Here is a 24,517-nt window from a genome sequence, read left to right as displayed (position 1 = left end):
CAAACCCATACAGAAAGCGCACCATGCACGCGCAGCATCGATCACTCCTGGTCGTTTCAGAAAGGCGTGCCGTGGGCGTTCCGCACATACCGAACCCGTCCGAGCCGAGCGGGCAGGGGTCGGCCAACTGGTCCCGGCGCGGGATACTCGCCGCGCTCGGGGCCGTACCGGCCGCCGCCGTGCTCACCGGTTGCAGCAGCTCCGCCGACGCCTCGGCCGCGACGAAGGCGAGCGCGAGCGCCTCCGCGAAGGCCGTCAGGAAGGCCGTCGTCACCGTCACCCCGGCCGACGGCACCCAGCACGCCGACTTCGCCGCCCCCGTCGAGGTCACCGTCACCGACGGCACCCTCGCCTCCGTCACGGTCACCGGCGGCGACGGCAGCGCACTGGCCGGGGCCCTCGACACGGCCCGTACGAAGTGGACGTCCACCGGGAACCCGTACTCCGGGACGACGTACAAGGTGTCGGCGCAGGTCACCGACGCCGCCACGCACACCGCGACCTTCACCACCGCCTCGCCGTCCGCGACCTTCGTCGGGTACTTCACGCCGGAGGCCGGCTCCACCTCCGGTGTCGGTATGCCGGTGTCGATCAACTTCACGGAGGCGGTCACCGACCGGGCCGCCGTCCAGAAGGCGATCACGGTGACCGCCGAACCGGCCGTCGAGGTGGTCGGGCACTGGTTCAGCGACACCCGGCTCGACTTCCGGCCGGAGACCTACTGGGCCGCCGGTACGAAGATCACGCTCGGGCTGCGGCTCAAGGACGTCGAGGGCGCGGACGGGGTCTACGGCACCCAGTCCAAGGACGTCACCTTCCACATCGGCCGCGAGCAGATCAGTACGGTCGACCTGGCCGCGAAGACCATGACCGTACGGCGGGACGGCGCGACCACGGCGACCTACCCAGTCTCCGGCGGCGACGCCGAGCACACCACCTGGTCCGGGATCATGGTGATCAGCGAGCGGTTCAAGCAGACGCGGATGGAGTCGTCGACGGTCGGGCTCGGCGACGAGTACGACATCTCCGACGTCCCGCACGCCCAGCGCCTGACCACCTCCGGCACCTTCGTGCACGGCAACTACTGGGCGTCGACCTCGGTGTTCGGCAGCACCAACACCAGTCACGGCTGCGTCGGCCTGCACGACGCGAAGGGCGCGAACGACACCTCCGTGCCGGGCTACAAGTTCTACGACAGTTCCATGCTCGGGGACGTGGTGATCGTCAAGAACTCGGGCGAGGTGACGGTGGACCCGGCCAACGGACTCAACGGCTGGAACCTGTCCTGGGCGGACTGGCAGGCGGGCAGCGCGGTTTAACACGTATGCGGTGTTCATGACGTGAACTTCCGTACCCGGAAAGGACTTTCCCTGCTTTAAGTCTTGACGGCCCCGGTACCGGAGAGCACATTGGGCCCACTTTGAGAGCGCTCTCAAGCATTCTCGAAGACACCCGCGCTCACTTCTCCGTACCCGAGAGGCACCCCCATGAGTGAAACCTCCGGCATACCCAGACGGCGACGGGCCCTCGTCGCCGTCCTCAGCACCCTCGGTCTGGCCGCCGCCGTGGCGACGGCGGCCACCCTCCCCGCCGACGCCTCCGCACCCACACCCCCCACCGGCTGGACGCAGGTCTTCGTCGACGACTTCAACGGCACCGCCGGGACCGGCGTCTCCACCACCAACTGGCAGTACTCGACCGGGACTTCGTACCCCGGCGGGCCCGCCAACTGGGGCACCGGCGAGATCGAGACGATGACGAACAGCACGAACAACGTCTCGCTCGACGGCAGCGGAAACCTCCGGATCACCCCGATCCGCGACTCCGTCGGCAACTGGACCTCGGGCCGTATCGAGACCAACCGCACCGACTTCCAGCCCCCGGCGGGCGGCAGGTTGCGTGTCGAGGCCCGTCTCCAGGTACCGAACGTCACCGGCGCGTCCGCGCTCGGCTACTGGCCCGCGTTCTGGATGCTCGGGGCGCCCTACCGGGGCAACTACCAGAACTGGCCGAGCGTCGGCGAGATCGACATCATGGAGAACACCCAGGGTCTCAACACCATCTGGGGCACCCTGCACTGCGGTACGAGCCCGGGCGGCCCCTGCAACGAGACGACCGGCCTCGGCAGTACGACCACCTGCTCCGGCACGACCTGCCAGGCCGGCTTCCACACGTACAGCATGGAGTGGGACCGCTCGGTGACCCCGGAGGCGATCCGCTTCTACGTCGACGGCACCAACTACCACACGGTGACCGCGAATCAGGTCGACGCGACGACCTGGTCCAACGCCACGAACCACGGCTTCTTCATCATCCTGAACGTGGCGATGGGCGGCGCCTTCCCGGCGGCGTTCGGCGGCGGCCCCGACGCCAACACGGTCTCCGGGCGCCCGATGGTCGTCGACTACGTCCAGGTGCTCCAGTCGACCACCGGCGGCGGTACGACCACTCCCCCGCCGACCGGTTCACGGGACGCGTACAGCGCCATCCAGGCCGAGTCGTACAACAGCCAGTCGGGCACCCTCACGGAGACCACCACCGACACCGGCGGCGGCCAGAACATCGGCTCGCTCGCCAACGGCGACTGGGCGCTCTACCAGGGCGTCAACTTCGGCTCCACGGCGGCCACCCAGTTCGTCGCCAGAGTCGCGAGCGGCGCGAACTCGGGCGTGAGCGGACTGGTCGAGGTGCGTCTCGACAGCCGTACGAACACCCCGATCGGCAGCTTCTCGATCGGCAACACGGGTGGCTGGCAGAGCTGGCGGACGGTACCGGCGAACATGAGCTCCGTCACCGGCACCCATGACGTCTATCTGACCTTCACCAGCGGCCAGGCGCAGGACTTCGTGAACGTGAACTGGTTCAACTTCGGTCACTGATACGGGTATCGCGTTGCCGGAGGGGCGGGCCACCAGGTCCGCCCCTCCTCTGTCGTCCGCTCAGCGCAGCTCCGCGCGGAACGCCACCGGCGTGGTCCCCGTGTGGAGTTGGAAGAACTTGGAGAAGTTCGCCGCGTCGGGAAATCCGACGGCCGCACCCACCCGACCGATCGGCAGGGACGTGTGGGCCAGCAGCCGCTTGGCCTCCAGGACCACGCGCTTGTCGATGAACCCCTTGGGCGTCTCACCGGTCGCGGCGCGCACCGCGCGCACGAGGGTGCGGCGGGAGTAACCGAGGGCGTCGGCGTACGCGCTGACGCTGTGATTGGTGGCGAAGCCCTTCTCCACCGCGTCCCTGAACAGGGTGAACGTGGTGTCCGTCCGGCCGCGCGCCGCCTCCGCCGAACTCGTCGCGAGATGGGACAGCCGCAGCAGGAACGCGGTGAGCAAGTGGCGCAGTACCGAGGTGTGCACGCCTATCGGGAGGGTCGCCGTGTCCTCGTACTCGCGGCCCAGTTGCGCCAAGGCCGCTTGCAGACCAGCGAGTTGGGGAGCGTCCGGGCGCAGCAGCGGGGGCAGGTCGTAGCTGTAGAGGCCGGTCGCCTCGACCGTCGCGCGGGGCAGGAAGCCGGGTTGCATGGTGAGGACGGTGCCGTGGTACCCGCTGGTGCGGGAGAAGCGGTGGACCTGACCGGGGCGGATCCAGAGCACATCGCCCGCTGTCGCCTCGTACTCGGCGAAGTCGATCATGTGGGTGACCGGGCCGTCGTCGAACAGCATGACGATATGGAAGTCGATGCGGTGGACGCGCTCCAGCGGGGCGTCGTCCTCGTGCCAGGTGCGGTCGGGTGACATCGGGCCGGCCTGCATGCCCACGCCCAGGACGCTCAGGCCGACCGGGAAGGGAAACGTCCTGATGCCGTCGCCGTCTCGGACGGTGTCTTGGATGGTTCTGTCCGCCATGTCCTTCTCTTGCCGGCTCGGCCCCGCTGCCCGTGTCCCACTTTCACCAAAGGGTGACACACAGGCACCTGGCCCCGTAAAAGTCAGACTTTTAAGTTTGAACACGCCCGAGCAGTTCGTAGCAGTTCGTTCGCCCCTATCGAGGAATTCTTGAAGATGAGTACGCAGACATCCGACAGCCTCCAGTGGACCGATCTCGACCGGCGTGCCGTCGACACGGCCCGTGTCCTCGCAGCTGACGCCGTGCAGAAGGTCGGCAACGGGCACCCCGGCACGGCGATGAGCCTGGCTCCCGCCGCGTACACGATCTTTCAGAAGGTGATGCGACACGACCCCGCGGATCCCGAGTGGACGGGCCGCGACCGCTTCGTCCTCTCCCCCGGGCACACCTCGCTGACCCTCTACACCCAGCTGTTCCTGTCCGGGTACGAGCTGGAGCTGGACGACCTCAAGGCGTTCCGGACGCACGGCTCGAAGACACCGGGTCACCCGGAGTACGGCCACACGGCCGGCGTGGAGACGACGACCGGCCCGCTCGGCCAGGGCGTCGCCAACGCGGTCGGCATGGCGATGGCCGCCCGCTACGAGCGCGGCCTCTTCGACCCCGAGGCACCCGAGGGCACCTCGCCCTTCGACCACACGGTCTGGGCGATCGTCTCCGACGGCGACCTGGAGGAGGGCATCTCCGCCGAGGCCTCCTCGCTGGCCGGCCACCAGAAGCTCGGCAACCTGGTCTTCGTCTACGACGACAACCACATCTCCATCGAGGGCGACACGGCGACGGCGTTCTCCGAGGACGTGCTCAAGCGGTACGAGGCGTACGGCTGGCACACCCAGCGCATCGAGCCCTCCGCTGACGGTGATATCGACGTGAGTGCGCTGTACACGGCGCTCAAGGAGGCGCAGGCCGAGACCGCGCGCCCCTCGATCATCGCGATGCGCACGATCATCGCCTGGCCCGCCCCCAACGCCCAGAACACCGAGGCCTCCCACGGTTCGGCGCTCGGTGCCGAGGAGATCGCGGCCACCAAGCGCGTCCTCGGCTTCGACCCGGAGCAGAGCTTCGAGGTCGCCGACGAGGTCCTCGCCCACGCCCGCCAGTCCCTCGACCGGGGCGCCGAGGCACACGCCGCCTGGGACAAGCGGCTCGCTGAGTGGCGCGGTGCCAACCCCGGGCGGGCCCAGCTGTTCGACCGGGTCGTCGCAGGTCAGCTGCCCGAGGGCTGGGAGGACGCGCTGCCGGTGTTCGAGGAGGGCACGTCCGTCGCGACCCGCGCGGCCTCCGGCAAGGTGCTCCAGGCGCTTGGCCCGGTGCTGCCCGAGCTGTGGGGCGGCTCGGCCGACCTGGCCGGCTCGAACAACACGACCATCGACAAGACGTCCTCGTTCCTCCCCGCGGGCAACCCGCTGCCGGAGGCCGACCCGTACGGCCGTACCGTCCACTTCGGTATCCGTGAGCACTCGATGGCCGCCGAGATGAACGGCATCGCCCTGCACGGCAACACCCGTATCTACGGCGGCACCTTCCTGGTCTTCTCCGATTACATGCGGAATGCCGTACGGCTGTCGGCGCTGATGCAGCTGCCCGTGACCTACGTCTGGACGCACGACTCCATCGGCCTCGGCGAGGACGGCCCGACGCACCAGCCGGTCGAACACCTGGCCTCCCTGCGCGCGATCCCGGGTCTGAACATCGTGCGCCCGGCCGACGCCAACGAGACGTCCGTCGCCTGGGCCGAGATCCTCAAGCGGCACGCCACGAACCCGGCCCCGCACGGCCTCGCGCTCACCCGGCAGGGTGTACCGACGTACGCCAGGAACGAGGATGCCGCGAAGGGCGGTTACATCCTCCGCGAGGCCTCCACCGGCACTCCGGACGTCGTCCTGATCGCCACCGGCTCCGAGGTCCAGCTCGCCGTCGCCGCCCGCGAGGCGCTGGAAGCCGAGGGTGTGGGTACGCGTGTGGTGTCGATGCCGTCCGTGGAGTGGTTCGAGGAGCAGCCGCGCGAGTACCGCGAGAGCGTCCTTCCGCCGTCCGTGAAGGCACGCGTGGCGGTCGAGGCGGGCATCGGTCTGACCTGGTACCGCTACGTCGGTGACCACGGACGCATCGTCTCCCTCGAACACTTCGGCGCCTCCGCCGACGCCAAGACCCTGTTCGCCGAATACGGCTTCACCGCCGAGAACGTGGCCCAGGCCGCGCGGGCTGTGCTCGATTCAACTACAGGACTTTCCGCCGCCCGCGGTTGATCCGATCGCCAGAAGGAAGATGATCATAGTGACCACCGAAACAACCACCACCGCGGGAACACTCAAGCGCCTCTCCGACGAGGGCGTCTCGATCTGGCTGGACGACCTGTCCCGCAAGCGCATCACCTCCGGCAACCTGGCCGACCTCATCGACACCCACCACGTGGTCGGCGTGACCACCAACCCGTCGATCTTCCAGGCCGCCATCGGCTCCGGCGAGGGGTACGAGGAGCAGCTCGCCGACCTCGCCGTTCGCGGCGTCACGGTCGACGAGGCCGTACGGATGATGACGACCGCCGACGTCCGCGCCGCCGCCGACATCCTGCGCCCGGTGTACGACGCCACGGGCGGCCGGGACGGCCGCGTCTCGATCGAGGTCGACCCGCGGCTCGCCCATGAGACGGCGGCGACGACCGCCGAGGCCAAGCAGCTGGCCTGGCTGGTCGACCGGCCCAACGTGATGATCAAGATCCCGGCGACGAAGGCCGGTCTCCCGGCGATCACCGAAGTCATCGGCCTCGGGATCAGCGTCAACGTCACGCTGATCTTCTCCCTGGAGCGCTACCGCGAGGTCATGGCCGCCTATCTGGCCGGCCTGGAGAAGGCGCAGGCCAAGGGCCTCGACCTGGCGAACATCCACTCCGTCGCCTCCTTCTTCGTCTCCCGCGTCGACTCCGAGATCGACAAGCGCCTGACGGTCCTCGGCACGGACGAGGCGCTCGCCCTCAAGGGCAGGGCGGCGCTGGCCAACGCGCGGCTCGCGTACGAGGCGTACGAGGAGGTCTTCGGCGGTGACCGGTGGACCGCCCTGGGTGGCGCCCGCGCCAACAAGCAGCGTCCGCTGTGGGCCTCGACCGGCGTCAAGGACCCCGCGTACAAGGACACGCTGTACGTCGACGAGCTGGTCGCGCCCGGCACCGTCAACACGATGCCGGAAGCCACTCTCAACGCCACCGCCGACCACGGTGACATCCACGGCGACGCGGTGAGCGGCGGTTACGCCCAGGCCCGTGCCGATCTCGCGGCCGTCGAGGGGCTCGGGATCTCGTACGACGAGGTCGTGAAGCTGCTGGAGGACGAGGGCGTCGCGAAGTTCGCGGTCGCCTGGGACGACCTGCTGGACGCCGTCACGAAGTCGCTGAACAGCAAGGGAGTTGACGGGGAATGAGCAGGAAACCGACTCCGCCGACGGCCACCGCCGAGGCACCCGAAGCGACCGAGGCGCCTGTCACCGACGCCCCGTTGTTGGACGTGGACCTGGACCTGGATGCCGACTGGGACAACCCGCTGCGCGATCCCGGCGACCGCCGGCTCCCCAAGATCGCGGGTCCGTCCGGGCTGGTCATCTTCGGGGTGACCGGTGACCTGTCCCGCAAGAAGCTCATGCCGGCCGTCTACGACCTGGCCAACCGGGGGCTGCTCCCGCCCGGCTTCTCGCTCGTCGGGTTCGCCCGCCGGGACTGGGAGGACGAGGACTTCGCGCAGATCGTCCACGACTCGGTGCGCGACCACGCCCGTACGGAGTTCCGCGAGGAGGTCTGGCAGCAGCTCGCCGAGGGCATGCGGTTCATCCCCGGCGACTTCGACGACGACCAGGCGTTCAAGCAGCTGCGCTCGGCCGTCGAGGAGCTGGACGCGTCCCGGGGTACGAGCGGCAACTACGCCTTCTATCTCTCCGTACCGCCCAAGTTCTTCCCCAAGGTCGTCCAGCAGCTGAAGAAGCACGGGCTGGCGAAGGCGCCGGAGGGTTCCTGGCGGCGCGCGGTGATCGAGAAGCCGTTCGGGCACAACCTGAAGAGCGCCCGCGCGCTGAACAAGGTGCTGCACGACGTGTTCGACCCGGAGCAGGTCTTCCGGATCGACCACTACCTCGGCAAGGAGACCGTCCAGAACATCCTGGCGCTCCGCTTCGCCAACCAGATGTACGAGCCCATCTGGAACCGGTCGTACGTCGACCACGTACAGATCACGATGGCCGAGGACATCGGCATCGGCGGCCGGGCCGGGTACTACGACGGCATCGGGTCGGCGCGTGACGTGATCCAGAACCACCTGCTCCAGCTGATGGCCCTCACCGCCATGGAGGAGCCGATCGCCTTCGACGTCGACTCGCTGCTGACCGAGAAGCTCAAGGTCCTGAAGTCGGTGAAGCTGCCGGAGCACCTGGGCGAGCACACCGTGCGCGGGCAGTACGCGGCGGGCTGGCAGGGCGGCGAGCAGGTCAGCGGCTACCTCGAAGAGGACGGCATCAACCCGAAGTCCAGTACGGACACGTACGCGGCCGTCAAGCTGGAGGTCGACAACCGCCGCTGGGCGGGCGTCCCCTTCTATCTGCGGACCGGCAAGCGGCTCGGGCGGCGCGTCACGGAGATCGCGGTCGTCTTCCAGCGCGCCCCGCACTCCCCGTTCGACTCGACGGCCACCGAGGAACTCGGCGCGAACGCGATCGTGATCCGCGTCCAGCCCGACGAGGGCATGACCGTGCGCTTCGGTTCCAAGGTCCCGGGTACCTCGATGGAGATCCGGGACGTCACGATGGACTTCGCCTACGGCGAGTCCTTCACGGAGTCCAGCCCGGAGGCGTACGAACGGCTCATCCTGGACGTCCTGCTCGGCGACGCCAATTTGTTCCCCCGTCACCAGGAAGTGGAAGAGTCCTGGAAGATCCTCGACCCGATCGAGGAGTACTGGGGCACGCACGGCAGGCCCGCGCAGTACGCCTCGGGCAGTTGGGGCCCGGAGGAAGCCGACGAGATGCTCGCACGAGACGGACGGAGCTGGCGCAGGCCATGAAAATCGACCTCACCGACACCACGGCAAGCAAGATCAACAAAGCACTGGTGAAGGGGCGACGCGCCATCGGCACCCCTGCCGTGGGCATGGTCCTGACGATGGTGATCGTCACGGACGAGGAGAACGCCTACGACTCGATCAAGGCGGCGGAGGATGCCTCGCACGAGCATCCCGCCCGCACCCTGGTCGTCATCAAGCGGCACGCCCGCAGCCCGCGCGACCGCACCAAGTCCCACCTCGACGCGGAGGTACGGGTGGGCGCCGACGCCGGCACCGGCGAGACGGTCATCCTGCGGACGTACGGCGAGGTGTCCGACCACGCCGACTCCGTCGTCCTGCCGCTGCTGCTGCCGGACGCGCCCGTCGTCGTCTGGTGGCCGGTGGACGCCCCCGAGGTGCCCGCCAAGGACCCGCTGGGCGCGCTGGCCCAGCGCCGGATCACCGACATGTACGCGGTCGAGAAGCCGCTGATCGCGCTGGAGGCCCGGGTGCGTTCGTACGCGCCCGGCGACACCGACCTGGCGTGGACGCGGCTCACCCCGTGGCGCTCGATGCTGGCGGCGGCCCTCGACCAGGCCCGTACGAAGATCATCTCGGCGGCCGTCGAGAGCGAGGCCGAGAACCCGAGCGCCGAACTGCTGGCCCGCTGGCTCGGTGCCCGGCTGTCGGTGAAGGTGGACCGCGTCGTCACCGCGGGCCCGGTCGTCACGGCCGTCCGCCTCGGCACCGACAAGGGCGAGATCGTCATCGACCGCCCCGAGGGCCCGCTCGCCACGCTCACCCTGCCGGGTCAGCCCTCCCGCACCCTCGCGCTGAAGGTGCGCCCCACCTCCGAACTGATCGCCGAGGAACTGCGCCGCCTCGACGCCGACGAGATGTACGCCGTCGCACTGCGGGGCGACGGCACCAAGGAGACCGCCAAAAATGTCTGACTCCCCCAGGCTCAGTCGGCGCCCCGAGTGGACCGTGCTGGAAGACCACCAGGCCGGTGCGCTCAACCGGCCGCGGCTGCGTGAGCTGTTCGCCGCCGATCCCGGGCGCGCGGAGCGGTACGTCGTGCGGGTGGGCGACCTGCACATCGACTACTCCAAGCACCTGATCACCGACGAGACCCTCGCCCTCCTCCAGGAACTCGCCGCCGTCACCGATGTGTTCGGGCTGCGGGACGCCATGTTCCGGGGCGAGCGGATCAACATCACCGAGGACCGCGCGGTCCTGCACACCGCACTGCGGGCACCGCGCGACGCGGTCGTCGAGGTCGACGGCGAGAACGTCGTCCCGGCCGTGCACGCGGTCCTGGACAGGATGGCCGACTTCGCGGACCGGGTCCGCTCGGGTGCGTGGACCGGGCACACCGGCAAGCGCATCAAGAACGTCGTCAACATCGGCATCGGCGGCTCGGACCTCGGTCCCGCGATGGCGTACGAGGCTCTGCGGGCCTTCACGGCACGGGAGTTGACGTTCCGGTTCGTGTCGAACGTCGACGGCGCCGACCTCCACGAGGCGGTGCGGGACCTGGACCCGGCCGAGACCCTCTTCATCGTCGCGTCGAAGACGTTCACGACGATCGAGACGATCACCAACGCCACCTCGGCCCGCTCCTGGCTCCTCGCGGGCCTCGGCGGCGAGGAGAAGGCGGTCGCGAAGCACTTCGTGGCGCTGTCGACGAACTCCGGCAAGGTCGCCGACTTCGGCATCGACACGGCGAACATGTTCGAGTTCTGGGACTGGGTCGGCGGACGCTACTCCTACGACTCGGCGATCGGCCTGTCGTTGATGATCGCCATCGGCCCGGACCGGTTCCGGGAGATGCTGGACGGCTTCGCGCTGGTCGACGACCACTTCCGCACAGCTCCGGCGGAGGCCAATGCGCCTTTGCTGCTGGGCCTGTTGGGCATCTGGTACGGCAACTTCCTCGGCGCCCAGTCGCACGCCGTACTGCCCTACTCGCACTACCTCTCCAAGTTCACGGCGTACCTGCAGCAGCTGGACATGGAGTCCAACGGCAAGTCGGTCGACCGTGACGGGCTGCCGGTGGAGTGGGAGACCGGGCCGGTGGTCTGGGGCACGCCCGGCACCAACGGGCAGCACGCCTACTACCAGTTGATCCACCAGGGCACGAAGCTGATCCCGGCGGACTTCATCGGCTTCGCCGAGCCGGTCGCCGAGCTGAGCGACGAACTCAAGGGCCAGCACGACCTGTTGATGGCCAACTTCTTCGCCCAGACCCAGGCGCTGGCCTTCGGCAAGACACCGGAAGAGGTACGGGCGGAAGGGGTCCCGGAGGAACTGGTCGCCCACAAGACGTTCCAGGGCAACCATCCGACGACCACGATCCTCGCGCGCGAGCTGACCCCGTCCGTGCTCGGCCAGTTGATCGCGCTCTACGAGCACAAGGTGTTCGTCCAGGGTGCCGTCTGGAACATCGACTCCTTCGACCAGTGGGGCGTCGAGCTGGGCAAGGTCCTCGCCAAGCGGATCGAACCCGCGCTCACCACCGGGGCCGACGTCCCCGGCCTCGACCCCTCCACCACCGCCCTCGTGGCCACGTACCGCACTCTTCGTCACGCTCAGGAAGTGAACTGACATGCAGATTGGTCTGATCGGTCTCGGCAAGATGGGCGGCAACATGCGCGAGCGCATCCGCCGTGCCGGCCACACCGTCATCGGCTACGACCGCAACCCCGAGGTCTCCGACGTGGCGAGCCTCGCCGAGCTGGTCGAGAAGCTCGAAGGGCCGCGCGTGGTCTGGGTGATGGTCCCGGCCGGTGCCGCCACGCAGTCGGTCGTCGACGAACTCGGCGGTCTGCTGGAGTCCGGTGACGTCGTCGTGGACGGCGGCAACTCCCGCTGGACGGACGACGAGAAGCACGCCGAGGAACTGGCGACCAAGGGCATCGGCTTCGTCGACGCCGGTGTCTCCGGCGGTGTGTGGGGTCTCCAGAACGGCTACGCCCTGATGGTCGGCGGCGACAAGGAGGACGTCGAGCGGCTCCACCCGATCTTCGAGGCGCTGAAGCCGGAGGGCCCGTACGGCTATGTCCACGCGGGCAAGGTGGGCGCCGGGCACTTCTCGAAGATGGTCCACAACGGCATCGAGTACGCCATGATGCAGGCGTACGCCGAGGGCTGGGAGCTGCTGGAGAAGGTCGACTCCGTCACCGATGTGCGCGAGGTCTTCCGGTCCTGGCAGGACGGGACGGTCATCCGGTCCTGGCTGCTCGACCTGGCCGTCAACGCCCTTGACGAGGACGAGCACTTGGAGCGGCTGCGTGGGTTCGCGCAGGACTCCGGTGAGGGCCGGTGGACGGTCGAGGCGGCCGTCGACAACTCCGTGCCGCTGCCCGCGATCACGGCGTCACTGTTCGCGCGGTTCGCGTCGCGGCAGGACGACTCCCCGCAGATGAAGATGATCGCGGCACTGCGCAACCAGTTCGGCGGCCACGCCGTCGAGTCCAAGAAGTAGGAAGCCGTGGGTGACCTCCTCCTGGTCCGCCACGGCGAGACGGAGTGGAGCGCGTCGGGCCAGCACACCAGCTGGACCGACCTGCCCCTCACCCGGCACGGCGAGGAACAGGCCAAGTCCCTCGCTCCGCTCCTCGCCGGACGGACCTTCGCACGCGTCCTGACCAGCCCCCTCGTCCGCGCGGTCCGCACCGCCGAACTCGCGGGACTGACCGGGGCGTTGACCGACCCCGACATGCACGAGTGGGACTACGGCGGGTACGAGGGTGTGACGACCGCCGAGATCCATCGCACCCGGCCCGACTGGTACCTGTTCACGGACGGCGTCACGCCCGGCCCGGACGGGCACCCCGGCGAGTCGCCCGACGAGGTGGGCCGGCGCGCGGACCGCGTCCTGACCCACATCAAGGACGCGCTCGAAGAGGGTGACGTGGTCCTGGTGGCGCACGGGCACTTCCTGCGTGTGCTGACGGCCCGTCACCTCGGGCTGCCGGCCGCCGACGGACGGCTGTTCCAGCTCGCCACGGGCACGGTCAGCAGGCTCTCCACGGAGCACGACCGTCCGGTGGTCGCGGAGTGGAACTCCCGGCAGAGCACGGCGAGTTGATCCGACAGTCCGGTCCGGCGGGCTGAAGTGACGATCGGGCCCGGGGCGTTGCCCCCGGGCCCGATTGACATGTGCGTCGGGGGCGCGTCAGAGTCGCCCCGGTGGAGATCAACGAGCTGACGACGGCCGAAGCACGGGTGTGGCAGGCCTTCCGCACGGGTGAGCCCGTGGACTTCCGTGAGCCGGGCAGCGATGACGCGGCCGACGGCGCGGACTGGGGACCGGAGCGGACCGTACGCGCCTCGGTGCTGCGGGTCCTGCTGCTCAGCACCCGGCAGGAGGACGGCGAGATCCCCCGGCTCAGGCTCTCGGGCGCCCGCATCACCGGGCATCTGAACCTGATGTACGCGATCGTCGACCACCCGCTGCACCTCCGGTACTGCCACTTCGACGAGTCGCCCGACCTCTACGGCACCCGGCTGCGCCAGCTGAATCTGCGCGGCTCGGTGCTCCCGGCCGTCAATCTCGCCAGTACGCGCATCGACGGTCCGCTGCGGATGACGGACTGCCGGGTGCGGGGGCCGGTGCGGCTGGCCGGTGCGGAGATAGCGGGCGCGCTCTTCATGGACGGCGCCGAACTCACCACGTCCGACCCGTCCGTGCCGGTGCTCCAGCTCCATCAGGCGGTGCTCGGCGACGGTTTCGCAGCGCCGGGACTGCGGGTGCGGGGCGAGATGCTCCTCAACGGTGCCACGGTGGGCGGGTCGATCTCGCTGGACGGCGCCGAACTGAGCAACCCCGGCGGCCATGTCCTGCGCGCACAGTCCATCGAGGTGCGGGCCGACGTACGGGCACGGACCCTGCGTACCGAGGGCGGCATCGATCTGCGCGGCTCCCGTATCGCGGGGTGTCTCGACTTCACGCGGGCGCGGCTGTCGAACCCCGGCGGTATGGCTCTGCGGGCCAGCAGTTGCACCATCGGTGAGTTGTGGCTGTACCGGTGCGAGCCGATAGAGGGCAGGCTGCATCTGCGCCGCTCCCGGATCGAGGTCCTGGGCTTCGAATCGGAGGTCGCCCCGGGCGAGGTGCTCTTCAACAACCTCACCTACACGACGCTCACCCCGCACGAGCCCGCCGAGCGTCGCCTGCCCCTGCTGGAACGCGACGGCGACGGCTATGTCCCGTACGCCTACGAGCAGTTGGCCGCCGCCTACCGGCATGTCGGCGACGAGGGCGCGGCCCGCCGGGTCCAGCTCGCCAAGCTGCGCCGGCACCGGGCCACCCTGCCCTGGCTCGGCCGGGTGTGGGGCCACCTCCAGGACCTCACCGTCGGCTACGGCTTCCGCCCGCTGCGCGCCGCCGTCTGGCTGCTGTCACTGCTGGCGGCCGGCTCGATCGCGTACGCCGCACACCACCCGAGCCCGCTCAAGGCGTCCGAGGCCCCGGAGTTCAACCCGGTCTTCTACACCCTCGACCTGCTCCTCCCGGTGATCTCCTTCGGCCAGGAGGGGTCCTTCGCACCCGTGGACGGGTACCAGTACCTGTCCTACGTCCTCATCCTGACCGGTTGGATCCTGGCGACGACCGTCATCACCGGCGTGAGCAGGAGCGTCACCCGGCAGTAGAGGCGCAGGGCAACTCCCTTTAGCGCACCGGGCGTTGCGCGTGCTGGGCGGCGAGGCGCACCGGGGCGTTCTGGGCGCCGTAGCCCTGGTAGCCACCGTCCCGTTGGACCAGTTCGAAGAAGACGCGGCCCACGGTCTGGGTGTAGCAGTGCCTGAACTCGCCCTGGGCGTCACGGTCGTAGAGGATGCCGAGTTCGCGGTAGGTCGCCAACTCGCCCTCGGTGAACTCGTATCGGGCCGCGAGGTCGTCGTAGTAGTTCGCGGGCATCGGCAGCAGTCGGCCGCCGGCCTCGCGGAAGCGCCGGGCGGCGGCGACCACGTCGGCGGTGGCCAGCGCGATGTGCTGGGCGCGGGTCTCGGCCTCGGTGGGCGCGGGGCCGACGGCGAGCGCGATCCGTACGCTGCCACCGGAGTTGGTGACGGCCCGGCTGCGGAAGAGGCCGTACGGGTCGGCGACGTCGACGCTCTCCCGGCCGTTCAGGCCGAGGACGCTGCTGTGGAAGAGGGCCGCCTCGTCGAAGTGGTGCCAGGGCTGGGTGAGGGCGAGGTGGTCGATGCGTGTGACGCCGTCGGCGGCATCGATCGCTGCGACGGTCTCGAAGTCGGTGCGCCAGTTGGGGAGTTCGGGGCGGTCCGTGGCGCAGAAGAAGAGTTCCGTGCCGTCGGGGGCGGCCACCGCGTCGAGCGGGGCGTCCTGCGGGGCGCGGCGACGGGGCAGGACCGGGGCGAGCAGGGCCTCGGCGCGGCGGGCGGCACCTGCCGGGTCCGGGGACTCCAGGCCGACGGCGGCGAGTCCGGTGCCGTCGCGTCGGGCGGACGGCCCGGTGTTGACGAGGATGCGGGCCTCGCCGCGCTCCCAGAGGTCGACGGGCTTGCTGCGGTGGCGTGCCGTACGGGTGAGGCCGAGCGCGCCGAGGACCGCCGAGACCGGTTCCGCGTCCGGGGTGACGAGTTCGGCGAAGGCGATGCCGGAGGGGACGACGGGCTCGGGCAGCGGGGCGAGGCCGATGCTCTCCTGGAGGACGAGGAGGGAGCGCCGGGCGTCCACGGCGGTCGGTCCGGCCTCGGCCTGCCGGAAGACGTCGTTGAAGACTTCGAGGGAGAGCGGACCGTCGTATCCGGCCTTGATGACGTGCTGGAGGAGGCCCGCGATGTCGAAGCCGCCCTGCCCCGGGAAGCAACGGTAGTGGCGGCTCCACTGCAGGACGTCCATGGCGAGCAGCGGGGCGTCGGCCAGCTGGAGGAAGAAGATCTTCTCGCCGGGGATGTCCTCGATGCCCTTGGGGTCCGACCCCCGGGAGAGGATGTGGAAGCTGTCGAGACAGGTACCGAGCGCGGGGTGGCCGGCCGTCTCGACGATGCTCCAGGCGTGGTCGTACGTACTGACGTGCCGTCCCCACGCGAGCGCCTCGTAGGCGACGCAGACGCCGAACTCCTGGGCCAGGTCGGCCAGTCGGCTCAGCTGGGCGGCGGCGAGGGCGTCGTCGTCGAGGGCGAGCGGGGAGACGCTGGAGCAGACAAGGACGGTGTCCGTACCGAGCCGCCGCATCAACTCGAACTTGTGCCGGGCACGGCGCAGATTACGGGCGAACTCGCCCTCGGGCACGGCCTCGATGTCCCGCATCGGCTGGTAGAGGTCGATGGTGAGCCCGAGATCGGCGCAACGGGCGCGGATCTCCTCGGGGGTGAGGGGACTGGCAAGCAGATCGTTCTCAAAGACCTCGACCCCGTCAAACCCGGCCCGGGAGGCGGCGGTGAGCTTCTCGGTCAGGGAACCACTGAGAGACACGGTGGCGATGGATGTACGCATGGGCCAACTCCTTGAAGATGCCTGTACTGCAGCGCCCCTCCAGGGGCGCGGGGAACTGCGCGACAAGCCACAACCAACCCGCAGCCGCCACACCACCTAGCCCACCGAGCTCTCCGCAGCCCCAGCCAACTCCGCAATATCCACCAACATCCGCCCACAATCAGGCTCACGCCCAGTAAAGAGACGGAACGCATCCGCAGCCTGAAACACAGCCATCCCACCCCCGTCGAGAGTGGCGCAGCCAAGTCCACGCGCCGTGCGCAACAGCTCGGTCTCCAACGGCCGATAGACCACCTCGGCAACCCAGAGGCCGGCATGCAGCAGCTCTGCGGGGAGCGGCAGGCCGGGGTGGGCGGCCATACCGGTGGGCGTCGCGTGCACCAAACCGTCGACACCGCCCTTGGCGATCAGCGCCGCCAGCCGGTCGGGCGTCGCGGCGGTCGCCCGGCCAGGGCCGAAGTGCCGGTTCAGTGAAGCCGCAAGATCAGCCGCCCGGTCGGGCAACGCGTCCACGACGGTCACCTCCCCCGCGCCGAGGGTGAGCGTGGCGTGCGCGACGGCCGCACCCGCTCCACCGGCGCCGAGCTGCACGACCCGTTCCAGCGGAGCGTCGGGCAGCCCGCGCGCGAAGGACGCGGCGAACCCGGTCACGTCCGTGTTGTGGCCGACCGCACGGCCGTCCTCGAAGACCACGGTGTTGACGGCACCGAGCGCCTCGGCCTGCGCGTCGAGGCCGTCCAGGTGCTCGATGACGAGTTGCTTGCACGGATGCGTGATGTTCAGCCCGTCGAACCCGAGGTCGCGGGCGGCCCGTACGAGATCACCGACCGCCTGCGCCGGAACGCCCAGCGTGTCGATGTCGATCAGCCGGTACAGATAGCGCAGCCCCTGCCGATCGGCCTCCCGCTCGTGCAGCGCGGGGCTCAGCGACGGGCCGATGCCGGAGCCGATGAGCCCGACGAGAAACGAGTCCTTGGCCACGACCGACCTCCACTAATGTACGAACTAGTACGTTAGCTATATCAGCATGACCCGGCCACGGGGAAGCCCCCGGGGAAGCCCCTCGGTGTGCTTCTAGAATTCACGGCACTGGCCCCTCACCCGAAGGAACCCGATGACCAGCGTCGAAGAACCGGCACGCAACGGCGGGCGCATCCGCGACGCCGCCCGCACCAAGGCCGAGATTCTCGACGTGGCCACCAAGGAGTTCGCCCGGGCCGGTCTGGCGGGGGCCCGGGTGGACGAGATCGCCGCCCTCACCCGCACCACCAAGCGGATGATCTACTACTACTTCGGCGGCAAGGAGCAGCTGTTCACGGCGGTCCTGGAACGCGCGTACACCGTGATCCGGCAGGCCGAGCAGGACCTCGACGTCGAGCATCTGGACCCGGTCGCGGCCATCCGGCGGCTGGCGGAGCTGACCTTCGACCACCATGAGGCGCACCCCGACTTCATCCGTCTGGTGAGCATCGAGAACATCCACGAGGCCGAGCACATCGCCGCCTCCGAGCAGCTCGGGCGGATCGGCTCGCCGGCGCTGGAGGTGATCCACCGGATCCTGGAGTCGGGCCGTAAGTCGGGCCTGTTCACGGCCGAGGTGGACGCCGTGGACCTGCACGCCATGATCAGCTCCTTCTGCTTCTTCCGGGTGGCCAACCGGCACACCTTCGGCGCGCTGTTCGGCCGCGATCTGACGGCCCCGGACCAGCGGGAGCACTACCGGGCGATGCTCGGCGACATGGTCATCGCCTATCTGACGGCGGACCGTACGACCTGAGGACCGGCGGAAAGATCCTTCGGCACGACCTCTTGACACCCGGGAAACGTGAGCGCAACATCCGTAGCCAACCGCTACTAACTATCCAGTGTGTTAATTATCCGGGCAGCGGCAGCTCCCGGCACGGCCGTCCCATCACCCCCGGGATCCGGCACTTCTCCCCTCCGCTCACTCCGCCTACGTCGGAGTTCCCTCGAAGGAGCACGCCGTGTCTGACTCCGTCGCACCCCGCGACCCTGCAGCACCCCTGGACGCCCCACCCGGGGGCCAGCCGAAGAAGGCCGCCACTGCCGCCTGGATCGGCAGCGCGCTGGAGTACTACGACTTCTTCATCTACGGCAGCGCGGCTGCCCTGATCTTCCCGAAGATCTTCTTCGACGACTCGGACCCGGCCACCGCTACGCTGCTCTCGCTCGGCACCTTCGGTGTCGCGTATGCCGCCCGGCCGGTCGGCGCGCTCTTCCTCGGCCACTTCGGCGACCGGCTCGGCCGCAAGAAGATCATGGTCTTCACGCTGATCCTGATGGGCGTCTCGACGTTCCTCATCGGCTGCCTCCCCACCCGCGACCAGGTCGGCACCCTCGCCCCGGTCCTCCTCGTGCTCTGCCGTGTCCTCCAGGGCATCTCGGCCGCCGGTGAGCAGGCGAGCGCGAACTCCATGACGCTCGAACACGCCCCACCGGACCGGCGCGGCTTCTTCACCAGCTTCACCCTGAGCGGCACCCAGGGCGGTCAGCTCCTCGCCACGCTGGTCTTCATCCCGATCGCCGCCATGCCCGAGGACCAGCTGCTGTCCTGGGGCTGGCGGGTGCCGTTCTGGCTGAGCATCGCGGTCGCCGTCGTCGGCTACGTCATCCGCCGCAAGCTGGAGGAGACGCCGGCCTTCGCCCAGCAGGCCGCCTCCGAGGGGGTCGTGAAGCTGCCGCTGCTGATCCTGCTGCGCGAGCACTGGGCGGACGTCCTGCGGGTGATCGCGGGTGCGCTGGTCGCCTCGGTCTCGACGATCTTCACGGTCTGGGCGCTGGCGTACGCGACCAGCGACGCGGTGGGCATGGACCGCTCGTCCATGCTGTGGGTGGCCGCGCTCGCCAACCTGGTCGCGCTGGCCGCGATCCCGCTCTGGGCCACGCTGTCCGACCGCATCGGCCGCCGCCCGGTGTTCCTGGCCGGCGCCGCGGGCAGCGGGGTCATGATGTTCGTCTACCTGTGGGCGATCTCCACGGGCTCCTACCCGCTGATCCTGGTGCTCGGCATCATCACCTTCGGTGTGGTCTACAGCGCCGCGAACGGCATCTGGCCCTCCTTCTACGGCGAGATGTTCTCGACCCGGGTGCGTCTGTCGGGCATGGCGATCGGCACGCAGATCGGCTTCGCCGTCGCCGGTTTCGCGGTCACCTTCGCCGCGGAGATCGCCGGTCCTGACGGGGACGACTGGTTCTCCGTCGCCCTGTTCACGGCTGCCCTGTGCATCCCGCCGGTGCTGGCCGCGATCACGGCACGCGAGACGCACCGGGTGCCGACGGAGCGGCTCGGTGAGCGTGGCGCCGAGAACGTCACGGAGCGCGCGACGGTCTCCGCCTGAGCACTTCGCCCTTGGGCGGTCGCCCCGCTCCCTCCAAGTCCCCGACAGCTCAAGACTGTCGGGGACTTGGGCATTTCCGGTCGGATTGCCCCACTTGATACCTGTCGCATGGTTGACAGCTGACATTTCACGCAAGAGCATCGGCCAAAACGAGCAGAAAAGAACAGTGCTCCCGCGCGTACCGGCCGATTTCAGGGGCGGCCGGTGCGCGCGGTTCCGCCGTTGACTATCGTTTCCCGATCACAGGCACGAGAGGCGGGCGGGCGAGGGCGTGGCGGGGGCCGGGTGGATACGGGTGCCGGTCGGCGACGACTCGGCACGCTGGGCCACGCGGAGCCGAAGCCACAAGGTACTGCTCGTCGTCCACAACGTGACCTCGGCGACCCGACTCCTCGACATACTGCCGCTCTTCGACGACGACTTCAGGGTGCAGTTGCTCGTGACCTGCACGGAGTCGTCGGTTTTCCGGTCGGGTGTCGAGGAGTTGCTGGCGGGGACGGGGGTGCCGGTGCTGCCGTGGGAGCAGGCTGTCGAGACGCCGGTCTCGTTGGCCGTATCGGCGAGCTTCGGCGGTCAACTCCCGGATATTATCGGACACTTGGCCATATTGTCCCATGGCGTCGGATATACCAAGAAGCTGCCGATGGCGGGCGGTGGAAATTCGGGAGGCGGCGGGCCGGTCTTCGGGATGTCGCCCGAGTGGCTGCTCGACGAGGACGGCGTTCCCGTCGCGGACGCGCTCGTCCTCTCACATCCGGAGCAGTACGAGCGACTGCGCAACGCCTGCCCCGAGGCCGCACCCACCGCTGTACTCGCCGGGGACCCTTGCTGGGACCGCGTCCTCGCGGCGCGCCCGTACCGCGATCGCTTCCGCCGGGCCCTCGGTGTCCGCGACGGCCAACGGCTCGTCCTCCTCAACTCCACCTGGAACCCCGAGTCGCTGTTCGGCGACGGCGGCGGCGATGACGTGCTTCCGTCACTCCTCCCCCGGCTGGCCTCGGAGTTCCCGGCCGACGAGTACCGGTTCGCGGCCGTTCTGCACCCCAACATCTGGCACGGGCACGGTCCCGGTCAGATCCGTGCCTGGCTCGACCGCGCACGGCGCGCCGGGCTCGCGCTGATCGATCCCCTGCACGGCTGGCGGCAAGCGCTGATCGCGGCCGACGTGGTGATCGGCGACCACGGTTCGGTCACCTACTACGCGGCGGCGCTCGGCACCCCCGTTCTGCTGGGCGCCGCTCCCCTCGCCGGCCTCGCGCCCGACGCCCCCGTCCACGACTTCGTGCGCGACGCCCCGCGTCTCGACCCGGCGCTCCCGTTGCGCCCCCAGGTGGAGGCGGTCGTCAGCCAACACCAACCCCGCCCCGAACCCGCAGAGTTCATCAGCTCCGTACCCGGCGAGTCGGCCACCCGGCTGCGCCGCCTCTTCTACGACGCCCTCGGCATCCCCGAACCGGACGAACCCGCCCTGCTCGAACCCCTCCCCCTGCCGCCGTACGAACCCCCGTCGCACACCGTGCCGTTGGTCGTACTCACCCGGCTGCTGGGCGTCGGCGAGGTCGAGGTCACCCGGTACGCCGGACCGCACCCGCCCGCCGACAGCGCCGGCGAGCTGCACACGGCCGTGCACGAGGACACCCGCGAGACTCACCAACTCGCCCTCGCCGACGTGGTGTTCCGGTACGGCGAACCGGACGACGTGCGCTTCGGCTCACCGGAGCAGTGGACGACGGAGGCACTGGCCCTGCATCCCCAGTGCACACTGGCCGCCTATGTCAGCGGCCCCGGTGACTGCACAGTCCGTACCCGCGTCGGCGAACTCCTGTCCCTGCACACCGAATCGGGGGCGGACGCCGACCCTGCCGCATACGCCTCCGCCCTGTACGCATGGCTGGCCGCGGGCAAGTCGCTGGACGAGCTGGTTGCCCAGGGCCTGACGGTACGGACGGGTGGGGTCGCCCATCGGACCAGGGTCACGCGGCGCTGACGCACCGCCCCAGCAGCACTCAGACTGGAGTGCTGGGCGTGGCCTCCACCCCAGGGACTACACACCGCCGCCCCCCTACCGCAGCCCCCGAACGACCTGTCCACGCCGAGCCGACGGTACGGACAGACACGAGCGCCCACCAGGCCAAGCTCACCCGCCGCTGACGCACCGCTCCCGCAACCTCCGCAGGTGGGTCAGGTGGTAGCCGGCGTTCTCCTCACCGAGCACCGCGATCGCCTCGTCGACCAGGGGCAGTGCGGCCGTGAACTCCGCGCCGTCGAGATGGGTTTCGGCGAGGTCGGTGAGGGTGCGGGCGGTGTTGTACGCCTCGCCGCTGTCCCGGAAGAAGCGCAGCGCCTGTTCCAGGCGCTCGTAGGCGTCGCCTCGGCGGCCGAGGCCCCGCAGTGCGCGACCCCGGTGGCGCTCCAACAGGGCACGGGCGCGCGGGAGATCGGCGGCGCCCTCGTCAGCGGGGCCGATGCCGTCGAGGACCCGGTACGCCTCGTCGAAGCAGTCGTACGCCTCGGTGAAGCGCCATTGGCGCAGTCTGAGCAGGCCGAGGAACTCCACGGCGGAGGCATGGCCGCGGGTGTGTCCGGCGGCCCGCTCGTCCCGGGCCGCCGCGAGGGCCTCCGGCTCCGCCTCGTCCCAGCGGCGCAACTCGGTGTAGGTGTGGGCGAGTTGGGCGTGGAGAGAACCTGCGGTGCTACTGGCGGCGAAGTGGGCGTCGGCGGTCCGTGCGCCTGCCTGGAGCGCGGGGAGGAGGATGTCGTGGTGACCGGCCTTCAGCTGGAGCGGCCACAGCGCCTGGCACAGCCGTACGACGGTGTCCCAGTCGCTGAACTCCTCGGCCGCGCGCACCGCTTGGACCAGGTTCTGCGCCTCGGCGGCGAGGGCGGCGACGGCTGTGCCCCGGTCGCCGTACGAGATCGGCGAGGTTCCGGCGGGGACGCGCCAGCTCTCCGGGAGGGCGGCCTGCGCGGCGCCCACCGCCAGGTGGAGATAGTGCTCGACGGTGCGGGTGACGGCCGCCGAGCACGCGGCGATGCCGTCGACGGCGGTGCGCTCGGCATGAGCGCGCACGGCCGGGCGGTAGCGGTAGCGGCCGACGTCCGTGGGGTCCAGGAGCAGCGCGGCGGCCAGTTCTTCGAGGAGGCGAGTCGCGTCCGCCTCGTCCAGGTCGGCGGCTCGCGCTGCGGCGGCGGCGTCCAGGGTGGGCCACGCGTACAGCCCGGCCAAGCGGTAGAGGCGGGCGGCGTCGGGGGTCAGCAGGCGGTAGGAGTCCTCGGCGGCGGCGCCCACCGCGTCCAGGGCGGGGTCGCTGGTGGTGCTCTCCGTGGACGTCGGCGCGGCGGGGGCGGCAGCGGTCAGGCGGGGTGCCGCTGCCCGTAGGGCGTACGGCGAGCCGGCGCAGCGGTCGAGTACGCCGGGCAGGGTGGCGCGGGCCGCGCCGATCGCGGGTTTGCCGACCAGCTCGGTGAGCAGCCGCTTGGCGTCCTTGCGGGCCAGGGGGCCGACCGGGACGCGCAGCGCGTCGAGACCGGCGAGCGGCTGCCGGGCGACGACCACGGTGACGACCCCCGGTGACGAGGTGAGCAACGCCCTTACCTGGCCCGCCGATTGGGCGTGGTCGAGCACGAGGAGGAGCCGCCGGTCGGCGAGGCAGCGCTGGAAGAGGTCGGCGCGGTCGGTGGCAGCGGGCGGTATCTCCTCGTCGGGCAGGCCGAGTTGACGCAGGAGGGTGCCGAGGGTGGCCTCCGGGCTGAGGGTGCGCAGATCGGCGTAGAGCTGTCCGTCGGGGAAGCGGGACTGTTGCCGCCAGCCCCAGTGGATGGCGAGGGTGCTGGTACCGATGCCTTCGGGGCCGTGCAGCAGGGCCAGCCGGGGGCGGCCGTCGAAGACGCGGGTGGCCTCCTTGTCCAGGGACTTCAGGGCTTCCTGACGATCCGTGAAGAAACGCGGGGAGGCCGGCAGTCCGGCCCGGCGCGCGAAGGTGCCGGTAGGGGCGCCCTGTGCGGGCACCCCCTGGGCGAACAGGGTCCAGGCGTAGGCGAGTTGGGGCTCGTTCCGTACTCGTTCGTGGACGAGGTGGGCGACCTCGGTCAGCTGTCCGGGGGTCGTGGGCGCGGCGACCTCGCGCCCCGCGATACGGCGGACCACGCCTCCGGCGGACTCCCAGGCCCACCGTCCGGCCTCGTTGGCCATGCCCGATCCGACGGCTCCGAGTACCGCACCGATGGCGCCCATCGACATCGGATCCATGATCCCGCACCCTCCCCGTCTCCCGTGCCCCGCACGGCCGTTGCGCCGTCTTGTGGATCAACCCTAGCGGCAGTGCGGGCACGCTGACGGAGAGTCACCCACTCTCGCTCGCTCAGCGGCGCGGCAGTCCGTACACCCGCTCCACCCTGATCCGCAGCACCAGCCGCCGGTCCCGGACCATCGCCGCGCGGTAGTCGTCCCAGTCGGGGTGCTCGCCGCGTACCGCCCGGTAGAGGCGGATCAGTTCCTCGACCGTCTCGTCGTGCGGGTCCTGCGCCACCGGTGTCAGGTCGGCCGTGCCCTCGACCACGGTGTACGCCCAGCGGTCGGCGCTGGTCACGTGGTAGGAGACGCGTGGGTCCCGGCGCATGTTGCGGGTCTTGGCGCGGGGGTCCGTGACGGAGACGCGGAGGGTGCGTTCGTCGGGGTCGTAGGCGTGGTTGACGTTCGAGAGCTGGGGGCGGCCGTCCGCCTTGAGAGTCGTCAGTACTCCGCCGTCGTACTCGGAGAGCAGCTTGAGGAGCGCGTCCTGTGTGTCGTCCTGAGTCATGCCTACATCAACTGTGCACCCGTGCGA

Annotated in this window: 18 protein-coding genes; 13 read left to right on the top strand and 5 right to left on the bottom strand. The window is 69.9% G+C overall.

Annotated features, from left to right (window positions below; translation table 11 throughout):
* Nucleotides 1–71: 71 nt before the first annotated feature.
* Both ACWDR4_RS15470 and ACWDR4_RS15465 read left to right on the top strand, forming a co-directional pair.
* Complete coding sequence (locus tag ACWDR4_RS15470; RefSeq protein WP_450408717.1) at nt 72–1,319, top strand: L,D-transpeptidase; 1,248 nt, start codon at nt 72–74, stop codon at nt 1,317–1,319.
* 168 nt (nt 1,320–1,487) lie between these two features.
* Nucleotides 1,488–2,879, top strand: coding sequence for a glycoside hydrolase family 16 protein (locus ACWDR4_RS15465; protein WP_450408715.1), 1,392 nt, complete (start codon nt 1,488–1,490; stop codon nt 2,877–2,879).
* Nucleotides 2,880–2,939: 60 nt separating this feature from the next.
* Here the strand turns inward: ACWDR4_RS15465 and ACWDR4_RS15460 are convergent, their stop codons facing one another.
* On the bottom strand, nt 2,940–3,842 hold the full coding sequence (locus ACWDR4_RS15460) for a helix-turn-helix domain-containing protein (protein ID WP_450408714.1): 903 nt from the start codon (nt 3,840–3,842) through the stop codon (nt 2,940–2,942).
* 156 nt (nt 3,843–3,998) lie between these two features.
* Here ACWDR4_RS15460 and tkt point away from each other — a divergent pair, with 156 nt between their 5' ends.
* The 8 genes from tkt to ACWDR4_RS15420 all read left to right on the top strand — a co-directional run bounded on the left by tkt (nt 3,999) and on the right by ACWDR4_RS15420 (nt 14,522).
* The gene (gene tkt, locus ACWDR4_RS15455) at nt 3,999–6,092 is read left to right on the top strand and encodes a transketolase (protein ID WP_450408712.1); all 2,094 of its coding nucleotides are present in this window, start codon (nt 3,999–4,001) and stop codon (nt 6,090–6,092) included.
* Nucleotides 6,093–6,111: 19 nt separating this feature from the next.
* On the top strand, nt 6,112–7,260 hold the full coding sequence (gene tal, locus ACWDR4_RS15450) for a transaldolase (RefSeq protein WP_450408710.1): 1,149 nt from the start codon (nt 6,112–6,114) through the stop codon (nt 7,258–7,260).
* Nucleotides 7,257–8,885: a glucose-6-phosphate dehydrogenase gene (gene zwf / locus ACWDR4_RS15445; protein ID WP_450408709.1), complete on the top strand. Its 1,629-nt coding sequence runs from the start codon at nt 7,257–7,259 to the stop codon at nt 8,883–8,885. Before tal ends, zwf begins: the two co-directional genes overlap by 4 nt.
* Nucleotides 8,882–9,817 (top strand): glucose-6-phosphate dehydrogenase assembly protein OpcA, encoded by a 936-nt coding sequence (gene opcA / locus ACWDR4_RS15440; protein WP_450408707.1) that lies wholly within the window; start codon nt 8,882–8,884, stop codon nt 9,815–9,817. Before zwf ends, opcA begins: the two co-directional genes overlap by 4 nt.
* Nucleotides 9,810–11,471 (top strand): glucose-6-phosphate isomerase, encoded by a 1,662-nt coding sequence (gene pgi / locus ACWDR4_RS15435; protein WP_450408705.1) that lies wholly within the window; start codon nt 9,810–9,812, stop codon nt 11,469–11,471. Before opcA ends, pgi begins: the two co-directional genes overlap by 8 nt.
* A gap of 1 nt (nt 11,472) precedes the next feature.
* Entirely contained in the window at nt 11,473–12,351 is an 879-nt protein-coding gene (gene gnd, locus ACWDR4_RS15430) for a phosphogluconate dehydrogenase (NAD(+)-dependent, decarboxylating) (protein WP_450408703.1), read from the top strand.
* A 6-nt stretch (nt 12,352–12,357) separates the two neighbouring features.
* Nucleotides 12,358–12,957 (top strand): histidine phosphatase family protein, encoded by a 600-nt coding sequence (locus ACWDR4_RS15425; protein ID WP_450408701.1) that lies wholly within the window; start codon nt 12,358–12,360, stop codon nt 12,955–12,957.
* Between the two features lie 101 nt (nt 12,958–13,058).
* On the top strand, nt 13,059–14,522 hold the full coding sequence (locus ACWDR4_RS15420; RefSeq protein WP_450408700.1) for a membrane-associated oxidoreductase: 1,464 nt from the start codon (nt 13,059–13,061) through the stop codon (nt 14,520–14,522).
* A gap of 19 nt (nt 14,523–14,541) precedes the next feature.
* Here ACWDR4_RS15420 and ACWDR4_RS15415 read toward each other — a convergent pair whose 3' ends face one another.
* A complete protein-coding gene (locus ACWDR4_RS15415; RefSeq protein ID WP_450408699.1) occupies nt 14,542–16,332 on the bottom strand; it encodes a bifunctional sugar phosphate isomerase/epimerase/4-hydroxyphenylpyruvate dioxygenase family protein in 1,791 nt (596 codons plus the stop codon).
* A gap of 96 nt (nt 16,333–16,428) precedes the next feature.
* A complete protein-coding gene (locus tag ACWDR4_RS15410) occupies nt 16,429–17,313 on the bottom strand; it encodes a shikimate dehydrogenase (protein ID WP_450408698.1) in 885 nt (294 codons plus the stop codon).
* Nucleotides 17,314–17,446: 133 nt separating this feature from the next.
* Here ACWDR4_RS15410 and ACWDR4_RS15405 point away from each other — a divergent pair, with 133 nt between their 5' ends.
* The 3 genes from ACWDR4_RS15405 (at nt 17,447) to ACWDR4_RS15395 (ending at nt 21,678) form a co-directional block, all read left to right on the top strand.
* The gene (locus ACWDR4_RS15405; RefSeq protein ID WP_450408697.1) at nt 17,447–18,109 is read left to right on the top strand and encodes a TetR/AcrR family transcriptional regulator; all 663 of its coding nucleotides are present in this window, start codon (nt 17,447–17,449) and stop codon (nt 18,107–18,109) included.
* A 208-nt stretch (nt 18,110–18,317) separates the two neighbouring features.
* The gene (locus ACWDR4_RS15400; RefSeq protein WP_450408695.1) at nt 18,318–19,691 is read left to right on the top strand and encodes an MFS transporter; all 1,374 of its coding nucleotides are present in this window, start codon (nt 18,318–18,320) and stop codon (nt 19,689–19,691) included.
* Between the two features lie 295 nt (nt 19,692–19,986).
* The gene (locus ACWDR4_RS15395; protein ID WP_450408693.1) at nt 19,987–21,678 is read left to right on the top strand and encodes a hypothetical protein; all 1,692 of its coding nucleotides are present in this window, start codon (nt 19,987–19,989) and stop codon (nt 21,676–21,678) included.
* A gap of 150 nt (nt 21,679–21,828) precedes the next feature.
* Here the strand turns inward: ACWDR4_RS15395 and ACWDR4_RS15390 are convergent, their stop codons facing one another.
* Nucleotides 21,829–23,940, bottom strand: coding sequence for a tetratricopeptide repeat protein (locus tag ACWDR4_RS15390; protein WP_450408691.1), 2,112 nt, complete (start codon nt 23,938–23,940; stop codon nt 21,829–21,831).
* Nucleotides 23,941–24,052: 112 nt separating this feature from the next.
* On the bottom strand, nt 24,053–24,490 hold the full coding sequence (locus ACWDR4_RS15385) for a PPOX class F420-dependent oxidoreductase (RefSeq protein ID WP_450408690.1): 438 nt from the start codon (nt 24,488–24,490) through the stop codon (nt 24,053–24,055).
* Nucleotides 24,491–24,517 lie beyond the last annotated feature (27 nt).

The sequence above is a fragment of the Streptomyces sp. NPDC000878 genome, assembly GCF_053599695.1.
This window is presented reverse-complemented; position numbering and strand designations above follow the sequence as displayed.